21 protein-coding genes are annotated in these 19,679 nt (G+C 61.5%); 18 read left to right on the top strand and 3 right to left on the bottom strand.

The window, feature by feature from the left end; all coding sequences use genetic code 11:
* Positions 1–83 precede the first annotated feature (83 nt).
* Positions 84–1,223: an FUSC family protein gene (locus tag SFY93_RS02835; RefSeq protein ID WP_320445994.1), complete on the top strand. Its 1,140-nt coding sequence runs from the start codon at positions 84–86 to the stop codon at positions 1,221–1,223.
* Here the strand turns inward: SFY93_RS02835 and SFY93_RS02830 are convergent.
* Positions 1,207–1,371, bottom strand: coding sequence for a hypothetical protein (locus SFY93_RS02830; RefSeq protein ID WP_320445993.1), 165 nt, complete (start codon positions 1,369–1,371; stop codon positions 1,207–1,209). The genes SFY93_RS02835 and SFY93_RS02830 overlap by 17 nt on opposite strands.
* A 384-nt stretch (positions 1,372–1,755) precedes the next feature.
* Positions 1,756–2,229 (bottom strand): DUF2867 domain-containing protein, encoded by a 474-nt coding sequence (locus SFY93_RS02825; RefSeq protein ID WP_184512419.1) that lies wholly within the window; start codon positions 2,227–2,229, stop codon positions 1,756–1,758.
* A 158-nt stretch (positions 2,230–2,387) separates the two neighbouring features.
* Here SFY93_RS02825 and SFY93_RS02820 point away from each other — a divergent pair, with 158 nt between their 5' ends.
* From SFY93_RS02820 to ccoS, 10 genes are all read left to right on the top strand, one after another.
* Positions 2,388–3,347 carry a tripartite tricarboxylate transporter substrate-binding protein gene (locus SFY93_RS02820; protein WP_320445992.1) on the top strand — a complete coding sequence of 320 codons (960 nt, stop codon included), beginning with the start codon at positions 2,388–2,390 and terminating at the stop codon, positions 3,345–3,347.
* 94 nt (positions 3,348–3,441) lie between these two features.
* On the top strand, positions 3,442–3,816 hold the full coding sequence (locus SFY93_RS02815; protein WP_320445991.1) for a nuclear transport factor 2 family protein: 375 nt from the start codon (positions 3,442–3,444) through the stop codon (positions 3,814–3,816).
* Positions 3,817–4,057: 241 nt separating this feature from the next.
* On the top strand, positions 4,058–5,716 hold the full coding sequence (gene ccoN / locus SFY93_RS02810) for a cytochrome-c oxidase, cbb3-type subunit I (protein WP_320445990.1): 1,659 nt from the start codon (positions 4,058–4,060) through the stop codon (positions 5,714–5,716).
* A gap of 2 nt (positions 5,717–5,718) precedes the next feature.
* Positions 5,719–6,459 (top strand): cytochrome-c oxidase, cbb3-type subunit II, encoded by a 741-nt coding sequence (gene ccoO, locus SFY93_RS02805; RefSeq protein ID WP_320445989.1) that lies wholly within the window; start codon positions 5,719–5,721, stop codon positions 6,457–6,459.
* Positions 6,460–6,461: 2 nt separating this feature from the next.
* Positions 6,462–6,647, top strand: a complete 186-nt coding sequence (locus SFY93_RS02800) for a cbb3-type cytochrome oxidase subunit 3 (RefSeq protein WP_414717044.1) — start codon at positions 6,462–6,464, stop codon at positions 6,645–6,647.
* Positions 6,638–7,519 (top strand): cytochrome-c oxidase, cbb3-type subunit III, encoded by an 882-nt coding sequence (gene ccoP / locus SFY93_RS02795; RefSeq protein ID WP_320445987.1) that lies wholly within the window; start codon positions 6,638–6,640, stop codon positions 7,517–7,519. The genes SFY93_RS02800 and ccoP overlap by 10 nt, the downstream gene beginning before the upstream one ends.
* Entirely contained in the window at positions 7,516–7,731 is a 216-nt protein-coding gene (locus SFY93_RS02790; RefSeq protein WP_320445986.1) for a hypothetical protein, read from the top strand. The genes ccoP and SFY93_RS02790 overlap by 4 nt, the downstream gene beginning before the upstream one ends.
* A 16-nt stretch (positions 7,732–7,747) precedes the next feature.
* Entirely contained in the window at positions 7,748–8,548 is an 801-nt protein-coding gene (locus tag SFY93_RS02785; RefSeq protein WP_089263377.1) for a DUF2189 domain-containing protein, read from the top strand.
* A gap of 70 nt (positions 8,549–8,618) precedes the next feature.
* Positions 8,619–10,883 (top strand): cation-translocating P-type ATPase, encoded by a 2,265-nt coding sequence (locus SFY93_RS02780; RefSeq protein WP_320445985.1) that lies wholly within the window; start codon positions 8,619–8,621, stop codon positions 10,881–10,883.
* Positions 10,880–11,035 carry a cbb3-type cytochrome oxidase assembly protein CcoS gene (ccoS, locus tag SFY93_RS02775; protein WP_089263381.1) on the top strand — a complete coding sequence of 52 codons (156 nt, stop codon included), beginning with the start codon at positions 10,880–10,882 and terminating at the stop codon, positions 11,033–11,035. The genes SFY93_RS02780 and ccoS overlap by 4 nt, the downstream gene beginning before the upstream one ends.
* 100 nt (positions 11,036–11,135) lie before the next feature.
* Here the strand turns inward: ccoS and SFY93_RS02770 are convergent, their stop codons facing one another.
* The gene (locus SFY93_RS02770) at positions 11,136–12,470 is read right to left on the bottom strand and encodes an MFS transporter (RefSeq protein WP_320445984.1); all 1,335 of its coding nucleotides are present in this window, start codon (positions 12,468–12,470) and stop codon (positions 11,136–11,138) included.
* A 178-nt stretch (positions 12,471–12,648) separates the two neighbouring features.
* Between SFY93_RS02770 and cyoA the strand changes: the two genes are divergently transcribed.
* From cyoA to SFY93_RS02735, 7 genes are all read left to right on the top strand, one after another.
* The gene (gene cyoA, locus SFY93_RS02765; protein ID WP_320445983.1) at positions 12,649–13,815 is read left to right on the top strand and encodes a ubiquinol oxidase subunit II; all 1,167 of its coding nucleotides are present in this window, start codon (positions 12,649–12,651) and stop codon (positions 13,813–13,815) included.
* Positions 13,816–13,829: 14 nt separating this feature from the next.
* The gene (cyoB, locus tag SFY93_RS02760) at positions 13,830–15,854 is read left to right on the top strand and encodes a cytochrome o ubiquinol oxidase subunit I (protein ID WP_320445982.1); all 2,025 of its coding nucleotides are present in this window, start codon (positions 13,830–13,832) and stop codon (positions 15,852–15,854) included.
* Positions 15,851–16,483, top strand: coding sequence for a cytochrome o ubiquinol oxidase subunit III (gene cyoC / locus SFY93_RS02755; protein WP_320445981.1), 633 nt, complete (start codon positions 15,851–15,853; stop codon positions 16,481–16,483). The genes cyoB and cyoC overlap by 4 nt, the downstream gene beginning before the upstream one ends.
* Positions 16,480–16,869, top strand: a complete 390-nt coding sequence (gene cyoD, locus SFY93_RS02750) for a cytochrome o ubiquinol oxidase subunit IV (protein ID WP_093757703.1) — start codon at positions 16,480–16,482, stop codon at positions 16,867–16,869. Before cyoC ends, cyoD begins: the two co-directional genes overlap by 4 nt.
* A 71-nt stretch (positions 16,870–16,940) precedes the next feature.
* Positions 16,941–17,690 (top strand): SURF1 family protein, encoded by a 750-nt coding sequence (locus SFY93_RS02745; protein WP_320447676.1) that lies wholly within the window; start codon positions 16,941–16,943, stop codon positions 17,688–17,690.
* Between the two features lie 57 nt (positions 17,691–17,747).
* Entirely contained in the window at positions 17,748–19,148 is a 1,401-nt protein-coding gene (locus tag SFY93_RS02740; RefSeq protein WP_414717042.1) for an ATP-binding protein, read from the top strand.
* Positions 19,138–19,671 (top strand): response regulator transcription factor, encoded by a 534-nt coding sequence (locus SFY93_RS02735; protein ID WP_184512409.1) that lies wholly within the window; start codon positions 19,138–19,140, stop codon positions 19,669–19,671. Before SFY93_RS02740 ends, SFY93_RS02735 begins: the two co-directional genes overlap by 11 nt.
* Positions 19,672–19,679 lie beyond the last annotated feature (8 nt).

Raw genomic sequence — 19,679 nt, 5'->3', positions numbered from 1 at the left:
CAGCTATGTTTAAACAGGCCCGTCTAAATCGTCTTTGCCGAAACGGGGCGACCAAAATCCGTTTTCAAGGATCATTTTTGGATATGTCCGCATCGAAGCGAATTCTTGGCTTCCTGAAACGGGTGGTTGCCTTCTTCCGGGCGCGAAAGGTCGAACTCGGCCTCGGCGTCCGGGTGACCACAGCGGCGCTTGCTGCGCTGATCATAGCCCTGGCCGTCGGGCTGAAACTGCCGCTGTGGGCTGTGCTGACGGCGATCATTGTCACCCAGATGAGTGTCGGGCGGTCGCTGAAGGCAACACGTGATTATCTGGTCGGCACGATCGGCGGCGCCATCTATGGCGGCGCGGTTGCGATCCTGATCCCGCATTCCAATGAAGGTGCGCTGCTCGCGGTGCTTGTGCTCTCCGTGGCGCCACTGGCCTTCATCGCGGCGATCAATCCGAGCCTCAATGTCGCGACCGTGACGGCCATCATCGTGCTGCTGCTGCCGATGATGAACCACAACACGCCGCTGGAATCCGCCATCGACCGTGTGCTCGAAGTCACGGTCGGTGCCGTCACAGGTCTTCTGGTGTCGTTCCTGGTGCTGCCGTCGCGGGCGCATAGCCAAGTCCGGGCCAGTTCGGCGGAAGCGCTCGATCTGATCGCAACGGCACTGACCGAACTGCTGGCGTCATTGACGCGCGGGCGCGACAATGAGGCACTGCACCGGTTGCAGGACGGCATCGGCCATGCGCTCACCAATCTGAATGCGATCGGAGCCGAAGCCGAGCGGGAGCGTGCGGCGCATTTGTCCCGCGGACCCGATACAGGTCCCTTGCTGCGTACGACGCTGCGGCTGCGGCATGACCTGGTCATGATCGGGCGGTCCACGGTGGTGCCGTTGCCATCCGCGTTGCAGGTCAGGCTGGCGGGTCCGCTGTCGCGGGTCAGCGATGCGATGACGACGTTTCTGCATTCGACCGCCATAGCACTGCGCAGCGGCACCGGCGCGCCGGCGATCTGGCCGGTGCAGACCGCACTACAGGCTTATGCAGGAGAGGTCGGTGCGCTTCGGCAAGAGGGGCTAACGCGCGGATTATCCGGCGATGTGGCTGAGCGCTTCTTTGCGATCGGCTTTTCGCTGGAACAGATGCGACAGAATTTGAGGGATCTCGAACGTTGCGTCGCCGAATGGGCCGAGACGGATCCGGTGAGCAAGGAGCCTACTGACGCGACTTGAGCAATGCCAAGGCGTGGAGCTGCAGCTTTTCCGGGTCGCGCTCCCCGCGCGATGCTTCATCGAGAATACTGCTCGAGAGCAACTGCACGGCGTCCGATGAAATCCGCAGCGGCAATTCATCGAGGCAGCGATCCAGCGCTGTGGACATCGAGCGACCGTCTCCGGGCCGAACGACTGGTTTCGTTGGTCGTCAGCTTGGGGCGCCAGATCGGGAGATGCGACGTCACGAATGCGGGCGGAAAGCCGCGCCGCCTCGGCGAGTACGCGGAGGTAAATCAATCCGGCCTCGCTGAGCGCCTTTTCATCGATCTGTCCTGACCGCGCCACGGCGACAATCCGCGCGGCAAGGCGGCGGCGGTTCTCGGGCGTGTCCGCGGACTCGCCTTCATGCGTCACAAAGGGCTGCCAAGCGGCGTCAAACGCGTGCGCCAGCGTGACTTTCAGCTCCTCGTTCTGCGGATCAATCTCTGTAAATGGCATATGGGCTAACGGGCTGCGATGACCCAGGTTCCCCACGGCCGCCACCGCAAATTCAGCGCGTGACCTGCCGCAACATGGAACGGACCACCATCCGGTGAAATGGCTTGATGACCGACAGGTAGATGCGTCCGAGCCAGTTATGCATCAGCACGACAGTCGTTGCCGTAACGCGCTGGCCGGTACCGTCTGCTGCGACATCGACCACGACGCGAAAATCGAGATGATTGTCATTGAATCCTGCGATCAGGCGCTGCGGCGTCTCGCTGAGCACAGGGAAAAAGCCGACCTTGTCGACATTGGCGTGACGCGCAGAGTGCGCCGTCTTCAGCCCGAAGGGCGCAACGATCAGATCCCGCAGCCGCATCAGGGCGTCCACCCAGGGCGGAGAGTGGCTGAGCATGCGGGTGGCGGCGTCGCGGGCGGTCAGGTCCGTCGTCTCGGTCGTGATACTGAAGGCGTCGGCGAATTGTGCGCCGGTCAGCAGGCTCTTGGTGTCGATCGTTGGGTGAACCATGGAGATGGTCATAGGACCTCCGTAGACGTCAAGGAACGGCGCCGCACGCCGTCGGTTACGCCGCTCTGCAGCATAACATGTCTTTGCATCCGGCGCCGGATACTCCCTAAGATCACGGAAAAATCAGGCAAAGATCTACTTAGACAAGACCTGGTCAGGGAGGATTTGGGATGGCTTGGTTCAGGCTTGCTCCGCTCTGTCTGGTGCTGATCGCGCCGCTGTGTGCATCCGCGCAGGATTATCCCACCCGTCCCATCACGCTCGTTGTGCCATTCGCTGCCGGCGGCAGTTCCGATGTCAATGCACGGCTGATTGCCGAACAGATGAGCCGGCATCTCGGTCAGCCCATCGTGATCGAAAATATCGGCGGTGCGGGCGGGGCCGTGGCGCTGGCTCGCGTCGCGCAGGCCCCGCCTGACGGCTACACCATCGTGCAGGGCAATAGCGGCACCAATACTGCGGTCTACCTGTTCACGCCCGATGTGAAATTCGCGCCGTCGGATTTTGCAGGCATCGGCATGTTCAACAAGAGTTCGGCTATGGTTGCCATCCGGCGCAATTTTCCGGCCGACAATCTCGCGCAATTCATCGCGCATGCGAAACAGAATCCCGGCCGTCTCAATATCGGCCACTCCGGCGTGGGCTCACAGAACTATCTATTCTGGAAGGCTTTCGTTCAGGCTGCGGGCATCGATGTCACGCTGGTCGGCTATCGCGGCGGCGGTCCGGCCCTGAATGATCTGATCGGTGGGCAGATCGATGGTATCTGCGATTCCTCGGCGTCGGTGACGCCGGCCATCCAGAGCGGTCTCATTCGCGCGATTGCGCTGGCATCCAGAACGCGGCTGCCGCATCTGCCTGACGTTCCGACCGCCAGCGAGGCCGGGTTGCCGCAATTTGAAATATCTGGCTGGTATGCGCTGTTCGCGCCGAAGGGCACGCCTGCGCCGATCATCGCGAAGCTCAATGCCGCGATGCGCGCTGCCGTTGCCAATCCCGATTATCAGAAACGCCTCGATGATCTCGGCTCGATGCCCGCCGACGACGCTGAAATGGCGCCGGCCTATCTCACGGCCTTCGTGCCGCAGGAGATCCAGCGGTTTCGAAAGATGCTTGCTGACAGCAAGTGATTCAAAGTCGGGTGACCTATGCAGCGGTATAGTATAGCCGTCATCGCTTTGATGTTATAAGGCTTACAGTGCGGCTGCCGGTGGGGGGAATGCGTTGGCTTACGATCGTTCGACCGTTGAAGCGGTTATCCAACATTATTTCGATGGCCTCTACGAGGCTGATGCCGAGAAGCTTGGCGCGATCTTTCATCCGAGTGCAGATCTGCGCTGGGTCGAGAATGGTGAGCTGAAAGTGCTGGCCATGCCTGACTGGATGGCTATGGTCCGCAAGCGCAATTCGGGCAAGGTCGATGGCAAGGCGCGCGAGGACTTCATTGTCACGGTCGATCGCTCTGATGAGAAGACAGCCTTCATCAAGGTGCGCTGCCAGCTGCCGCCGCGTTACTTCACCGATTACCTGATCGTGATGAAGCTGGCCGATGGCTGGCAGATCGTCTCGAAATCCTATCGCTACGACGTGAAGGACTAACAGGCGCAGGCGTCCTGTCTGCGCCTGTAGAAGAGACGCGCCAGGCTCGGTTGCGCGATATTGGTTGTAAGTATCAAAAATTGCGATTGATCCCGGTCGGAATCCGTTCGCGGGCTTGACCTAAGTCAATCGCTGTGGCGGCGGAGTGAACTAGTCGTGATGGTGTGAGGATGCTCTGTGCCGATCGGGCGCTGCGCGTCCTGCCTGACGAGCCGCCGCGAGACAAGCAGGGGATGACCGGATGATCGCGCAATTGACCAAATCGGAGCGGCAGCTCGCGCTCATCATCCTGCTGGCTCTCATGATTTGCGGCCTCGCGATGGCGATCGCCGGCCGCCAGGACCCGCTCGGCGTCCATGGTGCGATTGTCATGCTGGCGGGGATCGCCGGCATCTTCGGCGTCATCTATGTCTATTACGAACCGGAGCCAGACGAGGCCCGGCTGGCGCTGTATTACGACGACCCCACCAAACTTGCGATTATCCTGGCGATGATCTGGGCTGTGATCGGCATGTTCATCGGCGACTGGGTTGCCTGGCAGTTGGTGTTTCCCAATCTGACGTTCGATGCCGGCTGGTCGAGCTTCGGCCGCATCCGCCCCGCGCATACCAGTGCAGTGATCTTCGGCTTCGGCGGCAATGGACTGATTGGCACCTCGCTCTATGTGCTGCAGCGGACCTCGCGCGCGCGGTTGCCCGATCAGATCAGCCCGTGGTTCGTGTTGCTCGGCTACAATCTGTTCTGCCTGCTCGCCGCCACCGGCTACTTCATGGGCGTCACCCAGTCGAAGGAATATGCCGAGCCGGAATGGTATGCCGACCTCCTGCTGGAAATCGTCTGGATCGTCTATTTCGTCATCTATATGCGGACGCTGGCGCGGCGGAAGGAGCCGCATATCTACGTCGCCAACTGGTACTACATGGCCTTCATCCTGGTGGTGGCGATCCTGCATACCGTCAATAATCTGGCGGTGCCGGTCTCGTTCGGTCACGCCAAGAGCTATTCGGCCTTTTCCGGCGTGCAGGATGCGATGACCCAATGGTGGTACGGCCACAACGCCGTCGCCTTCTTTCTCACCTCCGGCTTCCTCGGCATGATGTATTACTATCTACCGGTGCGGGCGGGGCGGCCGATCTATTCCTACCGGATGTCGATCATCTCGTTCTGGGGCATCACCTTCATGTATATGTGGGTGGGCTCCCATCACCTGCATTACACAGCGCTGCCGCAATGGGTGCAGACGCTCGGCATGACTTTCTCGCTGATGCTGCTGATTCCGTCCTGGGGCTCCGCCGGCAATGCCCTGCTGACGCTGAACGGCGCTTGGTACAAGGTGCGCGACGATGCGACGTTGCGTTTCATGATGGTGGCTGCGGTGTTCTACGGTCTCACCACTTTCGAGGGATCGTTCATGGCGATCCGTTCGGTCAATTCGCTGTCGCATTACACCGACTGGACCGTCGGTCATGTCCATGCCGGCGCGCTCGGCTGGGTGGCCATGATCACCTTCGGCTCGATCTACGCGTCGGTGCCGTGGCTTTGGAAGCGCGAGCGGATGTATTCGCCGGCGCTCGTCGAATGGCACTTCTGGCTCGCTGTCGCAGGCCTCTTCACATACGTCTTCGCGATGTGGAATTCAGGTATCATCCAGGGCTTGATGTGGCGCACCTATAACAGTAGCGGCACGCTGTCCTATTCCTTCATCGAGACGGTGATCGCGATGAAGCCTTACTACGTTGCGCGCGCGGTCGGCGGGTTCTTCTTCCTCGCTGGTGCGGTGATCGGTCTCTACAACATCGTCATGACCATCCGCACTGCTGATCAGCCGGCCGATGAACGCGCCGCAGATCGTCCGGTGGCACAGCCCGCGGGCGTGCTCGCGCTGCAGCCGGGAGAATAACGATGGGTCTGTTCGGCCTGCACTACAAGCTCGAGCGCAAGACGATGAGCCTCGCCATCGGCATCATCATTGCCGCTAGTATCGGCGGCCTCATCGAGATCGTGCCACTGTTCACGATCCATCAGACGGTGGAAGATGCGCCGGATATGCGCGTCTATACGCCGCTCGAAATCGCCGGCCGCAACATCTACATCCGCGAGGGCTGCTACGCCTGTCATTCGCAGATGATCCGCACATTGCGCGACGAAGTGGAGCGTTATGGGCCATATTCGCTCGCGGTCGAATCCAAATACGACCATCCGATGCTGTGGGGCTCGAAGCGTACCGGACCGGATATCGCGCGTCTCGGCGGCAAATATTCCGACGAATGGCATGTCAAGCATCTGATCAACCCACGCGACGTGGTGCCGGAATCCGTGATGCCGCCTTATGCCTATCTCACGCGCGCCAAGGCGCGGATCGACGATCTCGGCCTGCATCTAGCCGCGCTGCGCAAGGTCGGCGTGCCTTATACGGATGAGATGATCGCCAACGCATCCAACGATGCCTATGGCCAGACCTCGCCCGATACGCCCTTCGCCGAAGGCGTCACCAAGCGCTATGGCGAGGCCACCAATGTGCGCGCCTTCGATGGCCAAGCGGGCGAGCCGACGGAGATGGATGCGCTGGTCGCCTATTTGCAGATCTTGGGCAAGCTGACCGACGCGGCCCACAAGGCCAAAACGGCGGCGGCAGGAGAGTGACGATGGAGCACGAGGCCACTGTCTGGTTCGCGAAATCCTTCGGACTGTTCTACCTGATCGCCATGTCTGTTGGCGTGGTGGTCTATGCCTATTGGCCGAAGAACAAAAAGTCGTTCGACTCTGCGGCGCAGTCGATCCTCGATCCTTCCGTTGAGGACAAGCCATACAAGGCGAAGCGATGGCAGTAGAGGAACGCGATCCCGTCTCCGGCTATCTCACCACCGGCCACGAGTGGAACGGCATCAAGGAATTGAACACGCCGGTGCCGCGTGCGGTGATCTTCTTTCTGTGGGCCACGTTTCTGTATTCGGTTGTGTACTGGATCCTGATGCCAGCATGGCCGCTGGGCGTGACCTATACCAAGGGTCTGTTAGGGATCGACCAGCGCAACATCGTGGCCGAGCAGATCAAGGACGCGGCCTCGGACCGCGCCAGGTGGAGCAAGCTGATCGAGACCGAAAGCTTCGAGGCTATCCAGGCCGATCCGAAGTTGATGAAGATCGTGCGGCAGACCGGCGCGACTTCATTCGGCGACAATTGCGCGGCCTGTCATGGCCGCACCGCCGAGGGTGGCAACGGCTTTCCAACGCTGGTGTCGCAGGCCTTTCTCTGGGGCGGCACGCCCGATGCGATCGCCGAGACGATCCGCGTTGGCATCAATTCGCCGCACAAGGACTCGCGGACCTCGCAGATGCCGGCCTTCGGCCGTGACGGGATGCTGAAGCGCGAGCAGATCGACGATGTCGTCGACTATGTCCGCAGCCTGTCGAATCCCGCGGCGGCCAAGGCGATCGCGCCCGCGAAGCTCGCCAGCGGCAAGGCGGTGTTCACCGACAATTGCGTCGCCTGCCACGGCGAGAACGCGACCGGCAATATCGAACTCGGTGCGCCGAACCTGCGTGACAATTTCTGGATCTATAGCGGCGACGCCCAGTCGGTCTTCACGACTGTCTGGGGTGGCCGGCAAGGTCATATGCCGAGCTGGGATTCGCGACTGTCGGCGCTCGATCGCAAGATCCTCGCGCTCTATCTCGTCAACCTCAGGGCTGCCGGGCCATGAATGTAGCAGCGATGAAGCACGTCAACGCGAAGGTCTGGGTCTGGATGGCGATTGCTGCCGGTCTGCTACTGGTGCTGATGGCCAATGCGCACATGGTCTATGTGGCGTTCTCGTCGCAGCCCGACTGTATCGATCACGTCAAGCGCGGCGCCAGTGTCGCGGAAGCCGGCAAATTCAGTGCGGCGTCCTCGTCATGCACGCCGCGTCATTGAGATTGCGAGGTCGAAGATGACTCTTCCAGCCGTTGCCCCTCCGCTGCCGCCCTCGGTGTCGTGGAATCGCCATGTCGCGCCATCCGTCGCCTTTGACTGGCTCAAAGCCGGCTGGCGCGATCTGACAATTATCCCGTCGGTGAGCCTCAGCTATGGCGTGCTCGTTTTCGCGGTCTCGGTCGTCCTGGTCGGCGGGTTGTTCGCCTTTGGCTGGGACTACATCCTGTTTCCGGCCTTTGCCGGCTTCATGGTGGTCGGGCCGGTACTCGCCATCGGACTCTATGAGAAGAGTCGCCGGATCGCCGCCCATGAGCGTGTCTCGCTGTTGCAGATGATTCTCGTCCGGCCGAAGTCGGGCGGGCAGTTGCTATTCGCGGGCCTCTTGTTGTGCTCGCTGATGTTGGTCTGGATCCGCGCCGCGGTGATCATCTACGCGCTGTTTTTCGGCATGAACCCGTTTCCCGGCCTCGATGGCGTCGCTTCCATGCTGTTCACCACACCCATCGGGTGGGCGATGCTGATCGCCGGCACCGCGGTCGGCGGCATCTTCGCGGCATTCTCGTTTGCGATCAGCGTGTTCGCCATTCCCATGCTGCTCAACGAGCGCGTCGATGCGCTCACCGCCATGGGCACGAGCATGGGGATGGTCTGGGCCAATCTGCCGGTCATGCTGACCTGGGCGGGAATCGCGCTGGCTTTGTTCTTGATCAATGTCATGACCGGCCTGCTCGGTATGATCGTCGTATTTCCCGTGCTCGGCCACGGGACATGGCACGCCTATGTGGCGATGAAGCCGGGTGTCGAGGTGACTGGCTAGAGCATGATCCGGAAAAGTGGGAACCGGTTTTCCGAAAGGATCATGCGCAAAGTGAGAAACGAGGTCTCCGATGAGTTGCTGTGGCTCAGGAGCAGAATTGGCCATACTGGCGGCGCCGGATCCGCGCGAAGTCCTGCTGGTCAGCCGTACCATCGCCGGCGGTTTGAGGCAGACCGATCTCTCGGTGCCGGACGTTCACTGCGGCGCCTGTATCCGCACGGTCGAACAAGCGCTTGGTGCGCTTGACGGCGTAACATGGGCGCGGGTGAATCTCTCGACCAAGCGCGTCACCATCAAATGGCGCGCCGATGCCGCACCGCCGCCTTTCATCGAAACGCTGCGCAAAGTCGGCTATGAAGCGCATCTGTTCGAGGTCGACGGCGATGCCACGGATACGACGCTGTCGGAACTGATCCGTGCGCTCGCGGTATCGGGCTTTGCGGCCAGCAACATCATGTTGCTATCGGTCTCGGTGTGGTCCGGTGCCGAGCCCGCGACGCGCGATCTGTTCCACGGTATCTCTGCGCTGATCGCGCTGCCGACGCTGATCTATTCCGGCCGGGTATTCTTTCGCTCGGCCTGGCAGGCACTGCGTCACGGTCGCACCAATATGGATGTGCCAATCTCGCTCGGCGTGTTGCTGGCCTTCGGCATGAGCCTGTACGAGACTGCGATCCATGGTTCGCATGCCTATTTCGATGCGTCGGTGTCGCTACTGTTCTTCCTGCTGATCGGCCGCACCCTCGATCACATGATGCGCGAGCGCGCGCGTGTCGCGGTGAAGGGGCTCGCACGCCTGGCGGCGCGCGGTGCGCTGGTTCTGCAGAGTGACGGTGCGCAGATCTATCTGCCGGTCGGTGAAATCACTGTGGGTATGACCATCATGCTTGCTGCCGGCGAGCGCGTGCCGGTCGATTCGCAGGTGACCAAGGGTCTGTCGGAACTCGATGTCTCGCTGGTGTCAGGCGAAAGCGTGCCGCAGCCGGCACTGCCGGGGTCGGTGCTGCGCGCGGGCACATTGAATCTGACGGGGCCGCTGACGATTACCGCGACGGCCTCTGCCAACGAGTCGTTCCTCGCCGAGATGCTGCGGATGATGGAAGCCGCGGAGCAGGGCCGTTCGGTCTATCGCCGCATCGCCGATCGTGCAGCTGGGCTCTATGCGCCGGTCGTACATCTCACCGCGGCCATCACACTCGTCGGCTGGCTCATTGTGTCCGGCGATGTGCATCGCGCGATCACCATTGCAGTGGCGGTGCTGATCATCACTTGTCCTTGTGCGCTTGGCTTAGCTGTGCCGATGGTGCAGGTGGTTGCTGCGCGGCGGCTGTTTGAGAGCGGCATCATGATCAAGGATGGCGGGGCGCTTGAGCGTCTCGCCGAGATCGATACGGTGGTGTTCGACAAGACGGGCACACTGACGCTTGGCAATGCCCGCGTCGTCAATTCGGACAACGTCGATCCTGCGACCCTGGCACTGGCCGGCGCGATCGCCGCGCATTCACGTCATCCCTATTCGCGCGCGCTCGCTGCGGCCGTTCCGACGGTGCAGGCCCCGATTGCGCTCGATGATGTCTCCGAACATCCGGGCTGCGGCATGGAAGCACGTCTCGGCGGCAGCGTGCTGCGCCTCGGGCGGCCGGAATGGGCCCTCACCGATACCAGCGGTATGGATCTCGATGGCTCTTCCGTCGTGTTGTCGCGCGATGGACAATGCGTGGCAGATTTCCGCTTCGAGGATCGGTTGCGTGCGGGCGCGGCTGAAACGGTCGGCGACCTGAAGCGCGACGGACTGGCTGTCGAGGTTGTCTCGGGCGATCGCGAGGCGCCGGTGCGGACACTCGCTGCAGGCATGGGCGTGCCATATTTCGCCGGCGTGCTGCCGGGCGGCAAGGCGGCGCATGTGGCCGAGCTGGCATCCACCGGCAAGAAGGTGCTGATGGTTGGCGACGGTCTCAATGACACGCCGGCGCTGATGGCCGCGCATGCGTCGATGGCTCCGGCATCGGCTGCCGATGTCGGGCGCAACGCCGCAGATCTCGTCTTCTTGCGCGAGGATCTGTCGGCCGTGTCTCAGGCAGTCGCGGTCTCGCGCGAGGCAGGGCATCTCGTGCGGCAGAATCTCGCGCTGGCAGTCGGCTACAATCTCATTGCGGTGCCGATCGCGATCATGGGCCATGTCACGCCGCTGGTTGCGGCGATCGCGATGTCCGGTTCGTCCATCGTGGTTGTCGCCAATGCGCTGCGGCTGCGTGGCCGCGGCAAGTCCGACAAGTCTCAGGACGCGAGCGCATCAACGCCGCGAATGGCGGTCAGAATGGAGCCGGCGGAATGACAGACTATTTCTATCTGATTCCGATCGCCATCGGGCTTGGCCTGTGCGGCCTCGCGGCGTTCCTGTGGTCGCTGAAATCAGGCCAGTATGACGATCTGCAGGGCGCCGCCGAACGCATCCTGCATCAGGATGATGTGCCGCTGTCGCATTAGCGAAGTAGATGCCGGTTCGCGTCAGGGAAACGAGCCAGAACAAAAAGAAAGAACCCCGGTTCTGATAAGAACCGGGGTTCTTTCTTAGCGGCAATGTTGCTTACGGCTGGATCGCCGAGGCGTCGCGGCTGGCGAACTGCCGGTTGATCGAGATCGCAAGCAGGGTCACGACCGCGCCCGACAGCAGATATACGCCCGACGAGGACAGGCCGAAGCGGCTCGACATCACCAGCGCCACGAATGGCGCGAAGCCGGCGCCGAACAGCCAGGCAAGGTCGGTGGTGAGCGCCGAACCCGTATAGCGGAAGCGCTTCGAGAAGCTCGATGCGACCGAGCCCGACGACTGACCGAGCGACAGGCCGAGCAGGATGAAGCCGGTCACCATGAAGGCGAGTTCGCCGACAATGCCGCCGTCCAGCATCTGCGGTGCGAAGCCGCTGAACACGGCGATGGCAATCGCCGAACCGGTCAGCAGCGTGCGGCGGCCGACCTTGTCGGCGACATAGCCTGACACGACCATGGCGATGATGCCGAACACGGCGCCGATACATTCGACGATCAGGAAGCGGCCGGGTGCTTCGCGGGTGAACAGGAACACCCAAGAGAGCGGGAACACTGTGACCATGTGGAACAGTGCGAAGCTCGCCAGCGGTGCGAAGGCGCCAATCACCACGGTGCGGCCCTGCTGGGCAATCGTCTCGGTGATCGAGGACGGCTCGAGTTCACGGGCTTCGAACAGTTCGGTGTAGCCGGGCGTCACCACCATGCGCAGGCGCGCGAACAGGGCGACGACGTTGATGGCGAAAGCAACGAAGAACGGATAGCGCCAACCCCAGTCGAGGAAGTCGTCAGCGGACAGCGTGTCGACGAAGAAGGCGAACAGCGCGCTCGCCACCAGCAAACCGATCGGGGCGCCGAGCTGCGGAATCATGGCGTACCAGCCCTTCTTGCCCTCCGGCGCATTCAGCGCCAGCAGCGAAGCAAGACCGTCCCAGGTGCCGCCCCAGGAAATGCCCTGGCCAATACGTGCAGCAGCCAGCAGCCAGGCCGATGCGACGCCGATGGATTCGTGACCGGGCAGGAAGGCGATGGCGACGGTGGCAACGCCGAGCAGGAACAGCGCGATGGTCAATTTGGCGCCTTTGCCCTGGCTGCGATCGATGGCCGTGAAGATCATCGTGCCGATCGGGCGGGCGATGAATGCCAGCGAAAAGATCGCAAAGGAATAGAGAGTGCCGGTCAGAGGATCGAGATAGGGGAAGACGAGCTTCGGAAATACCAGCACCGAAGCGATCGCATAGACGAAGAAGTCAAAGAACTCGGAGGTCCGGCCGATGATGACGCCAATGGCGATCTCGCCCGGATTCACGGCTCCGTGGCCATCCGCGTGCAGAAGGCGTGCGTCCCGTTCGATCGTCGATGACGTCTGCGCCATTTTTTCTATCCGTCGGTGGTGTGTTGAAGGCCATGCAATCGACGCCCAAAGGGCGACGCGAGGTTGACGATTTGTCGTGAACGGCGTCTCCGGACCATTGGACAAATTGTCCAATGTTGCCCTGCAGCAAATGCGCCTAACCGTGCGCGCGAACGAACATTATCGAATGGGTAACACCTTGAGCCTCCTACGGATACTCCTTTTGCTGCCCTTGGTTGCCTTGCTGGGCGGATGCAATTTCGTCGTCATGAATCCTGCGGGTGACATCGCAGTGCAGCAACGCGATCTCGTGGTCATTTCCACGGTGTTGATGCTGCTGATCATCGTGCCGGTGATGGCCCTGATCGTGTTCTTCGCCTGGAAGTACCGGCAGTCGAATGCTGACGCGAAATACGAACCGGACTGGGATCACTCGACCCATCTCGAGCTGGTCATCTGGTCGATGCCCCTCCTCATCATCATCTGTCTCGGCGCCGTGACCTGGTCCAGCACGCATCTGCTCGACCCGTATCGTCGGCTCGACCGGATTGCACCCGGGAACGCTGCGAGCCTTCTTGAACCGCTGCAGGTCGAAGTCGTCGCGCTCGACTGGAAGTGGCTGTTCTTCTACCCGGAATACGGCATTGCTACGGTCAATGAGCTGGCTGCGCCTGTGGATCGTCCAGTGCGCTTCAAGATCACTGCCTCGTCGGTGATGAACTCCTTCTATATCCCCGCGCTCGCCGGCCAGATCTATGCGATGCCCGGCATGGAAACCAAGCTGCACGCGGTCATCAACAAGGCCGGCGTTTATGACGGCTTCTCGGCGAACTATAGCGGCGCCGGCTTCTCCGGCATGCGCTTCAAGTTCCATGGCGTCGACCAGGCCGGCTTCGATGCCTGGATCGCCAAGGTTAAGGCGAGCAGCGAGACGCTGAGCCGCGAGGCCTATCTGGATCTCGAAAAGCCCAGCGAGAATGTGCCGGTTCGTCTCTATAAGGAAGTCGCGCCTGACCTCTACAAGGCGATCCTCAACATGTGCGCCCAGCCCGGCAAGATGTGCATGAGCGAGATGATGGCGATGGATGCGAAGGGTGGCCTGGGCCTCGCCAGCGCCCGCAACATTCTGCCGCTGAAATACAATATCTCGATGCTCGACGGCACAAGCTCGACGAAGAACTACGTCGCCAGCGTCTGTACCCTTGCCGAGGCCGCACGCGAAGCAGCCGATCACCGCTCGACGACGACTCCACTCGACCCGACACCGGTTACCGGTGCTGGTCTCGCGCGCCCGGGTGCCGCCCCCGCGCCGTTCAATTTCACGCCTGCGCCGCCGCCTGCCGAGCGGCGCGCTTCCAACACCTGATCGGGTCGATCTAAATGTCTGATACAGCCGCACTGGCAAATACCGGGCTTGCGAAGTTCATCTTCGGCCGCCTGACGCTTGAGTCGTTTCCATATCATGAGCCGATTCTGGTCGCGACTTTTGCGATGGTCGCGCTCGGCGGCATCGCGCTGCTCGGCGCGCTGACCTATTTCAAGCTGTGGGGCTATCTCTGGAAGGAGTGGTTCACCAGCGTCGACCACAAGAAGATCGGCATCATGTATATGGTGCTGGGCATTGTCATGCTGCTGCGTGGTTTCGCCGACGCCATCATGATGCGCGCCCAGCAGGCCATGGCTTTCAACGGCTCCGACGGCTTTCTGCCGGCCCATCACTACGATCAGGTGTTCACGGCGCATGGCGTGATCATGATCTTCTTCGTCGCGATGCCGCTGGTCACCGGCCTGATGAACTACATCGTGCCGCTGCAGATCGGTGCGCGCGACGTGTCGTTCCCGTTCCTGAACAATTTCAGCTTCTGGATGACCACCGGTGGCGCCATCCTTGTCATGATGTCGCTGTTCGTCGGTGAATTCGCCAAGACCGGTTGGCTGGCTTATCCGCCGTTGTCGAATCTCGGTTACAGCCCGGATGTCGGCGTCGACTATTATATCTGGGCGCTACAGGTCGCCGGTGTCGGCACGACGCTATCGGGCATCAATCTAATCGCGACCATCGTGAAGATGCGTGCGCCCGGTATGACCATGATGAAGATGCCGATCTTCACCTGGACCTCGCTCTGCACCAACGTCCTGATCGTCGCGTCCTTCCCGATCCTGACCGCCGTACTCGCGCTGTTGTCGCTGGATCGCTATGTCGGCACCAACTTCTTCACGAACGATCTCGGCGGCAACCCGATGATGTATGTGAACCTGATCTGGATCTGGGGCCATCCGGAGGTTTACATCCTGATCCTGCCCCTGTTCGGCGTATTTTCGGAAGTGACCTCGACCTTCTCGGGCAAGAAGCTGTTCGGCTACACCTCGATGGTCTACGCCACGCTGGTCATCACGATCCTGTCCTATCTCGTCTGGCTGCATCACTTCTTCACCATGGGCTCGGGCGCCAGCGTAAATTCCTTCTTCGGCATCACCACGATGATTATCTCGATCCCGACGGGCGCGAAGATATTCAACTGGCTGTTCACAATGTATCGCGGCCGCATCCGATTCGAACTGCCGATGATGTGGACGATCGCCTTCATGCTGACCTTCGTGATCGGCGGCATGACCGGCGTTCTGCTCGCAGTACCGCCGGCCGACTTCGTGCTGCATAACAGCCTGTTTCTGATCGCCCACTTCCACAACGTGATCATCGGCGGCGTGGTGTTCGGCATCTTCGCGGCCATCAACTTCTGGTTCCCAAAGGCCTTCGGCTTCAAGCTCGATCAGTTCTGGGGCAAGGTCTCGTTCTGGGGCTGGGTCCTCGGCTTTTACTTCGCCTTCATGCCGCTCTATGTGCTTGGTCTGATGGGCGTCACCCGCCGCCTGCGCACCTTCGACGATCCGTCGCTGCAGATCTGGTTCGTCATCGCCGCCTTCGGTGCGGTTCTGATCGCCATTGGCATCGGTGCTTTCCTCGTCCAGATCGCCGTCAGCATCTGGAATCGCGAGAAGCTGCGCGATACCACGGGCGATCCCTGGAACGGGCGCACGCTGGAATGGGCAACGTCGTCGCCGCCGCCGGATTACAACTTCGCTTTCACCCCGGTCATTCACGACAATGACTCGTGGTGGGACATGAAGCGCCGCGGTTATACGCGTCCGCTGGAGGGCTTCAGGCCGATCCATATGCCGAAGAACACCGGCACCGGCGTGATCCTCTCGATCTTGGCCACGGCGATGGGCTTCGCCCTGATCTGGTACATGTGGTGGCTCGCGGCCCTGAGCTTCGTTGCCATCGTCGGCGTCGCGATCTTCCATACCTTCAACTACAACCGTGACTTCCACATTCCGTTGGAGGACGTCATCCGTACCGAAGGCGAGCGTACGAAACTTCTCGCAGTGCAGGCCGCGTCATGAACGTACCGACCCAAACGATAAACGGCACTGAAGTGCCGGTCTTCTACGTCGTCGATGAACACGATCATCCGGCCGGTTCCAGCACCATGCTGGGCTTCTGGCTCTACCTGATGAGCGATTGCCTCATCTTCGCGATGCTGTTCGCCACCTTCGGCGTACTCGGCGGCAGCTATGCTGCGGGCCCCGGGCCGAAGGATTTGTTCGACCTCAAGCTCGTCGCGCTTAACACCGCGATGCTGCTGTTCTCGTCGATCACCTACGGCTTCGCGATGCTGGAAATGATGATGGGCAGAGTGAAGTCGACCCAAATGTGGCTCGGCATCACCGGTCTGTTCGGCCTCGCGTTCCTCTGCATCGAACTCTATGAGTTCCATCACATGATCCACGAAGGTGCTGGCCCCTGGCGGAGCGCCTTCCTGTCGTCCTTCTTCACGCTGGTAGGCACCCACGGCCTGCACGTCACCTTCGGCATCATCTGGCTGGTGACGCTGATGGTGCAGGTCGCCCGTTTCGGCCTGATCGAGGCGAACCAGCGGCGGCTGATGTGCCTGAGCATGTTCTGGCATTTCCTCGACGTCGTCTGGATCGGCGTCTTCACCTTTGTTTATCTGCTGGGAGTGCTGCGATGAGCGCCGATGCACATGCCGCGCACGGACATGGTCACGATGACCACGGCCACGATGACGGCCGCGACCATGGTTCGTTCAAGTCGTATATGACTGGCTTCGTCCTCTCGGTCATCCTTACCGCCATTCCATTCTGGCTGGTGATGACGGGCGCGATCGAGAACAAGAACTGGACCATCGCGATCGTCGTTGCGTTCGCTGTGGTGCAGATCGTGGTTCACATGGTCTACTTCCTGCACATGAACACGACGTCGGATGCCGGCTGGACCATGATGGCGCTGATCTTCACGATCATCATCGTCGTGATTGCGCTGAGCGGTTCGCTCTGGGTGATGTACCACCTCAACGTCAACATGATGCCGGTTCACGACATGAGGAATATGCCCTGATGGCCACGGCGCGCGCCAACGACGGGATCGTCGTAGGCCGCCCGGCCAGACAGGAGTCGTCTGAATCGAAAATGGAATCCGGGCGGTCGCCACGTAGCGCGACAACCCTCACGGTGCTGGGCCTGCTGGCACTGCTCGGTATCGCGGGATTGACCGCGCTGGGCATCTGGCAGGTCGAACGCCGCGCCTGGAAACTGGATCTGATCGCACGTGTCGATCAGCGCAGCCACGCCGCGCCCGAAGCTGCACCCGGGCCTGCGGCGTGGCCTGCGATCAATCGCAATGACGATGAATATCGTCGCGTCAGCGTCACCGGGCGGTTTGTGCCGGGCGCCGATACTCTGGTGCAGGCTGTCTCGGATCTCGGCGCCGGCTTCTGGGTGCTGACGCCGCTGCGCGCCGAGGCCGGCTACACCGTGCTGGTGAACCGGGGTTTCGTCAGCCCGGATGAGCGCAAAGCCGGCGCATTCGCGGCGCCCGCGACGCAGGTGTCGGTAACCGGGCTGCTGCGCGTCACCGAACCGAAGGGTGGGTTCCTGCGCTCAAATGATCCCGCTACCCAGCGCTGGTATTCCCGCGATGTCGAGGCGATTGCCGCCAGCCAGACGCTCGGCGCTGTCGCGCCCTATTTCATCGATGCCAATGCCGCGCTGGACGCGCCAGGGCAGCCCCATGGCGGCCTGACCGTGATCGCCTTCCCGAACAACCACGTGGTCTATGCCATCACCTGGTTCGGCCTCGCTTTGATGCTGGCGGGCGCTGCCCTGTTCGTCGCCCGTGACGAGTGGCGGATTCGGAAAAAATCACTACCTCGCGTATGACGTCATGGATGGCGCGCCGGCTCGATTGAGGCCGGCCGGTCGAGCTGACGGGGCGCGATGCCGGGTTTTGGAGCAGAGAGCAACGTGGGGACACCAGACGACACTGGCGTCAGTGTGGTTGCCGCGTCACCGGTCGACGCGACGGGTGTCACCACACCCGTTGCAGTCACGGCTCTGCCGCTCGACGAGACCACCAATATCAAGAACATCAATCTGCTGATCCAGTTGCGCTGGATCGCAGTGGTCGGGCAGGTTCTGACCATCGGCTTCGTGCACCTGGTGATGGGCATTTCGCTACCGCTGATGGCCATGATCATGGTGCTGTGTGGCTCAGTATTCCTGAACGTCATCAGCCAGGAGTGGCTACGCCAGCAGACCGACGCGCGTGACCGCGAACTGCTCCTGCTTTTGCTGCTCGACGTCGCGGCGCTGACCGCCCAGCTTTATCTGAGCGGCGGCGCCACAAATCCATTCATATCGCTCTATCTCCTGCAGGTTACGCTCGGGGCGATGCTACTGAACGGCCGCTCGACCTGGGTCGTTGTTGTTGTTGCCTGTCTGTGCTTCGCCGGGCTGATTGTATTTCATCGTCCGCTGGCGCTACCGGACGCGCTGCGCGACGATCTGTTCCAGTTGCACATTATCGGCATGTTGATCTGCTTCGTGCTGGACGCGGCGCTGATCGTTGTTTTCATGACGCGCATCGCACAAAACCTGCGCGAGCGTGACGAGGGTCTGGCAGCGCTGCGTCAACAGGCTGCAGAGGAAGATCATATCGTGCGCATGGGCCTGCTCGCCTCCGGCGCTGCGCATGAACTCGGTACGCCGCTGGCGTCGCTGTCGGTGATCCTGAGCGACTGGCGCCGGATGCCGGAACTGGCAGGCAATCCGGAGCTAATGGAGGAGATCAGCGAGATGCAGGCCGATGTGCAGCGCTGCAAGTCGATCGTCACTGGAATTCTCATGTCAGCGGGCGACATGCGCGGCGAGGCGCCGGTTGTGACGACCGTCAATGGTTTCTTCGGCGAACTGGTCGAGGACTGGCGAGGCGCGCGCTCGATCAACACGCTAGTCTATGAGAATCGGTTCGGCGAGGACATGCCGATCGTGTCGGACTCGGCGTTGAAGCAGATGATCTTCAACGTGCTCGATAACGCCAACGAGGTATCGCCGCTCTGGGTTCGCCTCGCTATCGAGCGCGATGGCGATTCGCTGGTGCTGAAGGTCAGCGACATGGGACCGGGTTTCGCCAAGGAGATGCTGGCGAATTTCGGAAAGCCCTATAATTCAAGCAAGGGCCAGTCCGGGCGCGGGCTCGGTCTGTTCCTGGTGGTCAATGCCGTCCGCAAACTGGGCGGCGCAGTGGTGGCGGAGAACCGGCCCGTGGGCGGTGCCCTCGTGACGTTGTCGCTGCCACTATCCGCCCTCGCGATTGGAGCGCGCAAACATGTCGGATGAACGTCTGCTGATCATTGTCGAGGATGACGAAGGCTTCGCGCGCACGCTGAAGCGATCGTTCGAGCGGCGCGGTTACACCGTGCTACATTCCGAGGGCTTCGAGACCTTGACCGAGGTGCTCGGCGACAAGGTGCCAGGCTATGCGGTGGTCGATCTCAAGCTTGCGGGTGCCTCCGGCCTTGCTTGTGTCGAGGCGCTGCATGCGCTGAGCCCCGAGATGCTGATCGTGGTGCTCACCGGCTATGCCAGCATCGCCACGGCGGTGGAGGCGATCAAGCTCGGCGCGTGTCATTACCTCGCCAAGCCCTCGAACACCGACGATATCGAGGAAGCGTTCCAGAAAGCGACCGGCGATGTGCAAGTGGCGCTCACGGAGCGCCCGACCTCGATCAAGACGCTTGAATGGGAGCGCATCCACCAGACCCTCGTGGAAAGCGATTTCAACATTTCGGAGACGGCGCGCCGCCTCGGCATGCATCGCCGCACGCTGGCACGAAAGCTGGAAAAACGTCAGGTGAACTGAAGCCGCTG

Origin of the sequence: Tardiphaga sp. 42S5 (assembly GCF_034044155.1) — a bacterium.
Taxonomy (GTDB): Bacteria; Pseudomonadota; Alphaproteobacteria; order Rhizobiales; family Xanthobacteraceae; genus Tardiphaga; species Tardiphaga robiniae.
This window is presented reverse-complemented; position numbering and strand designations above follow the sequence as displayed.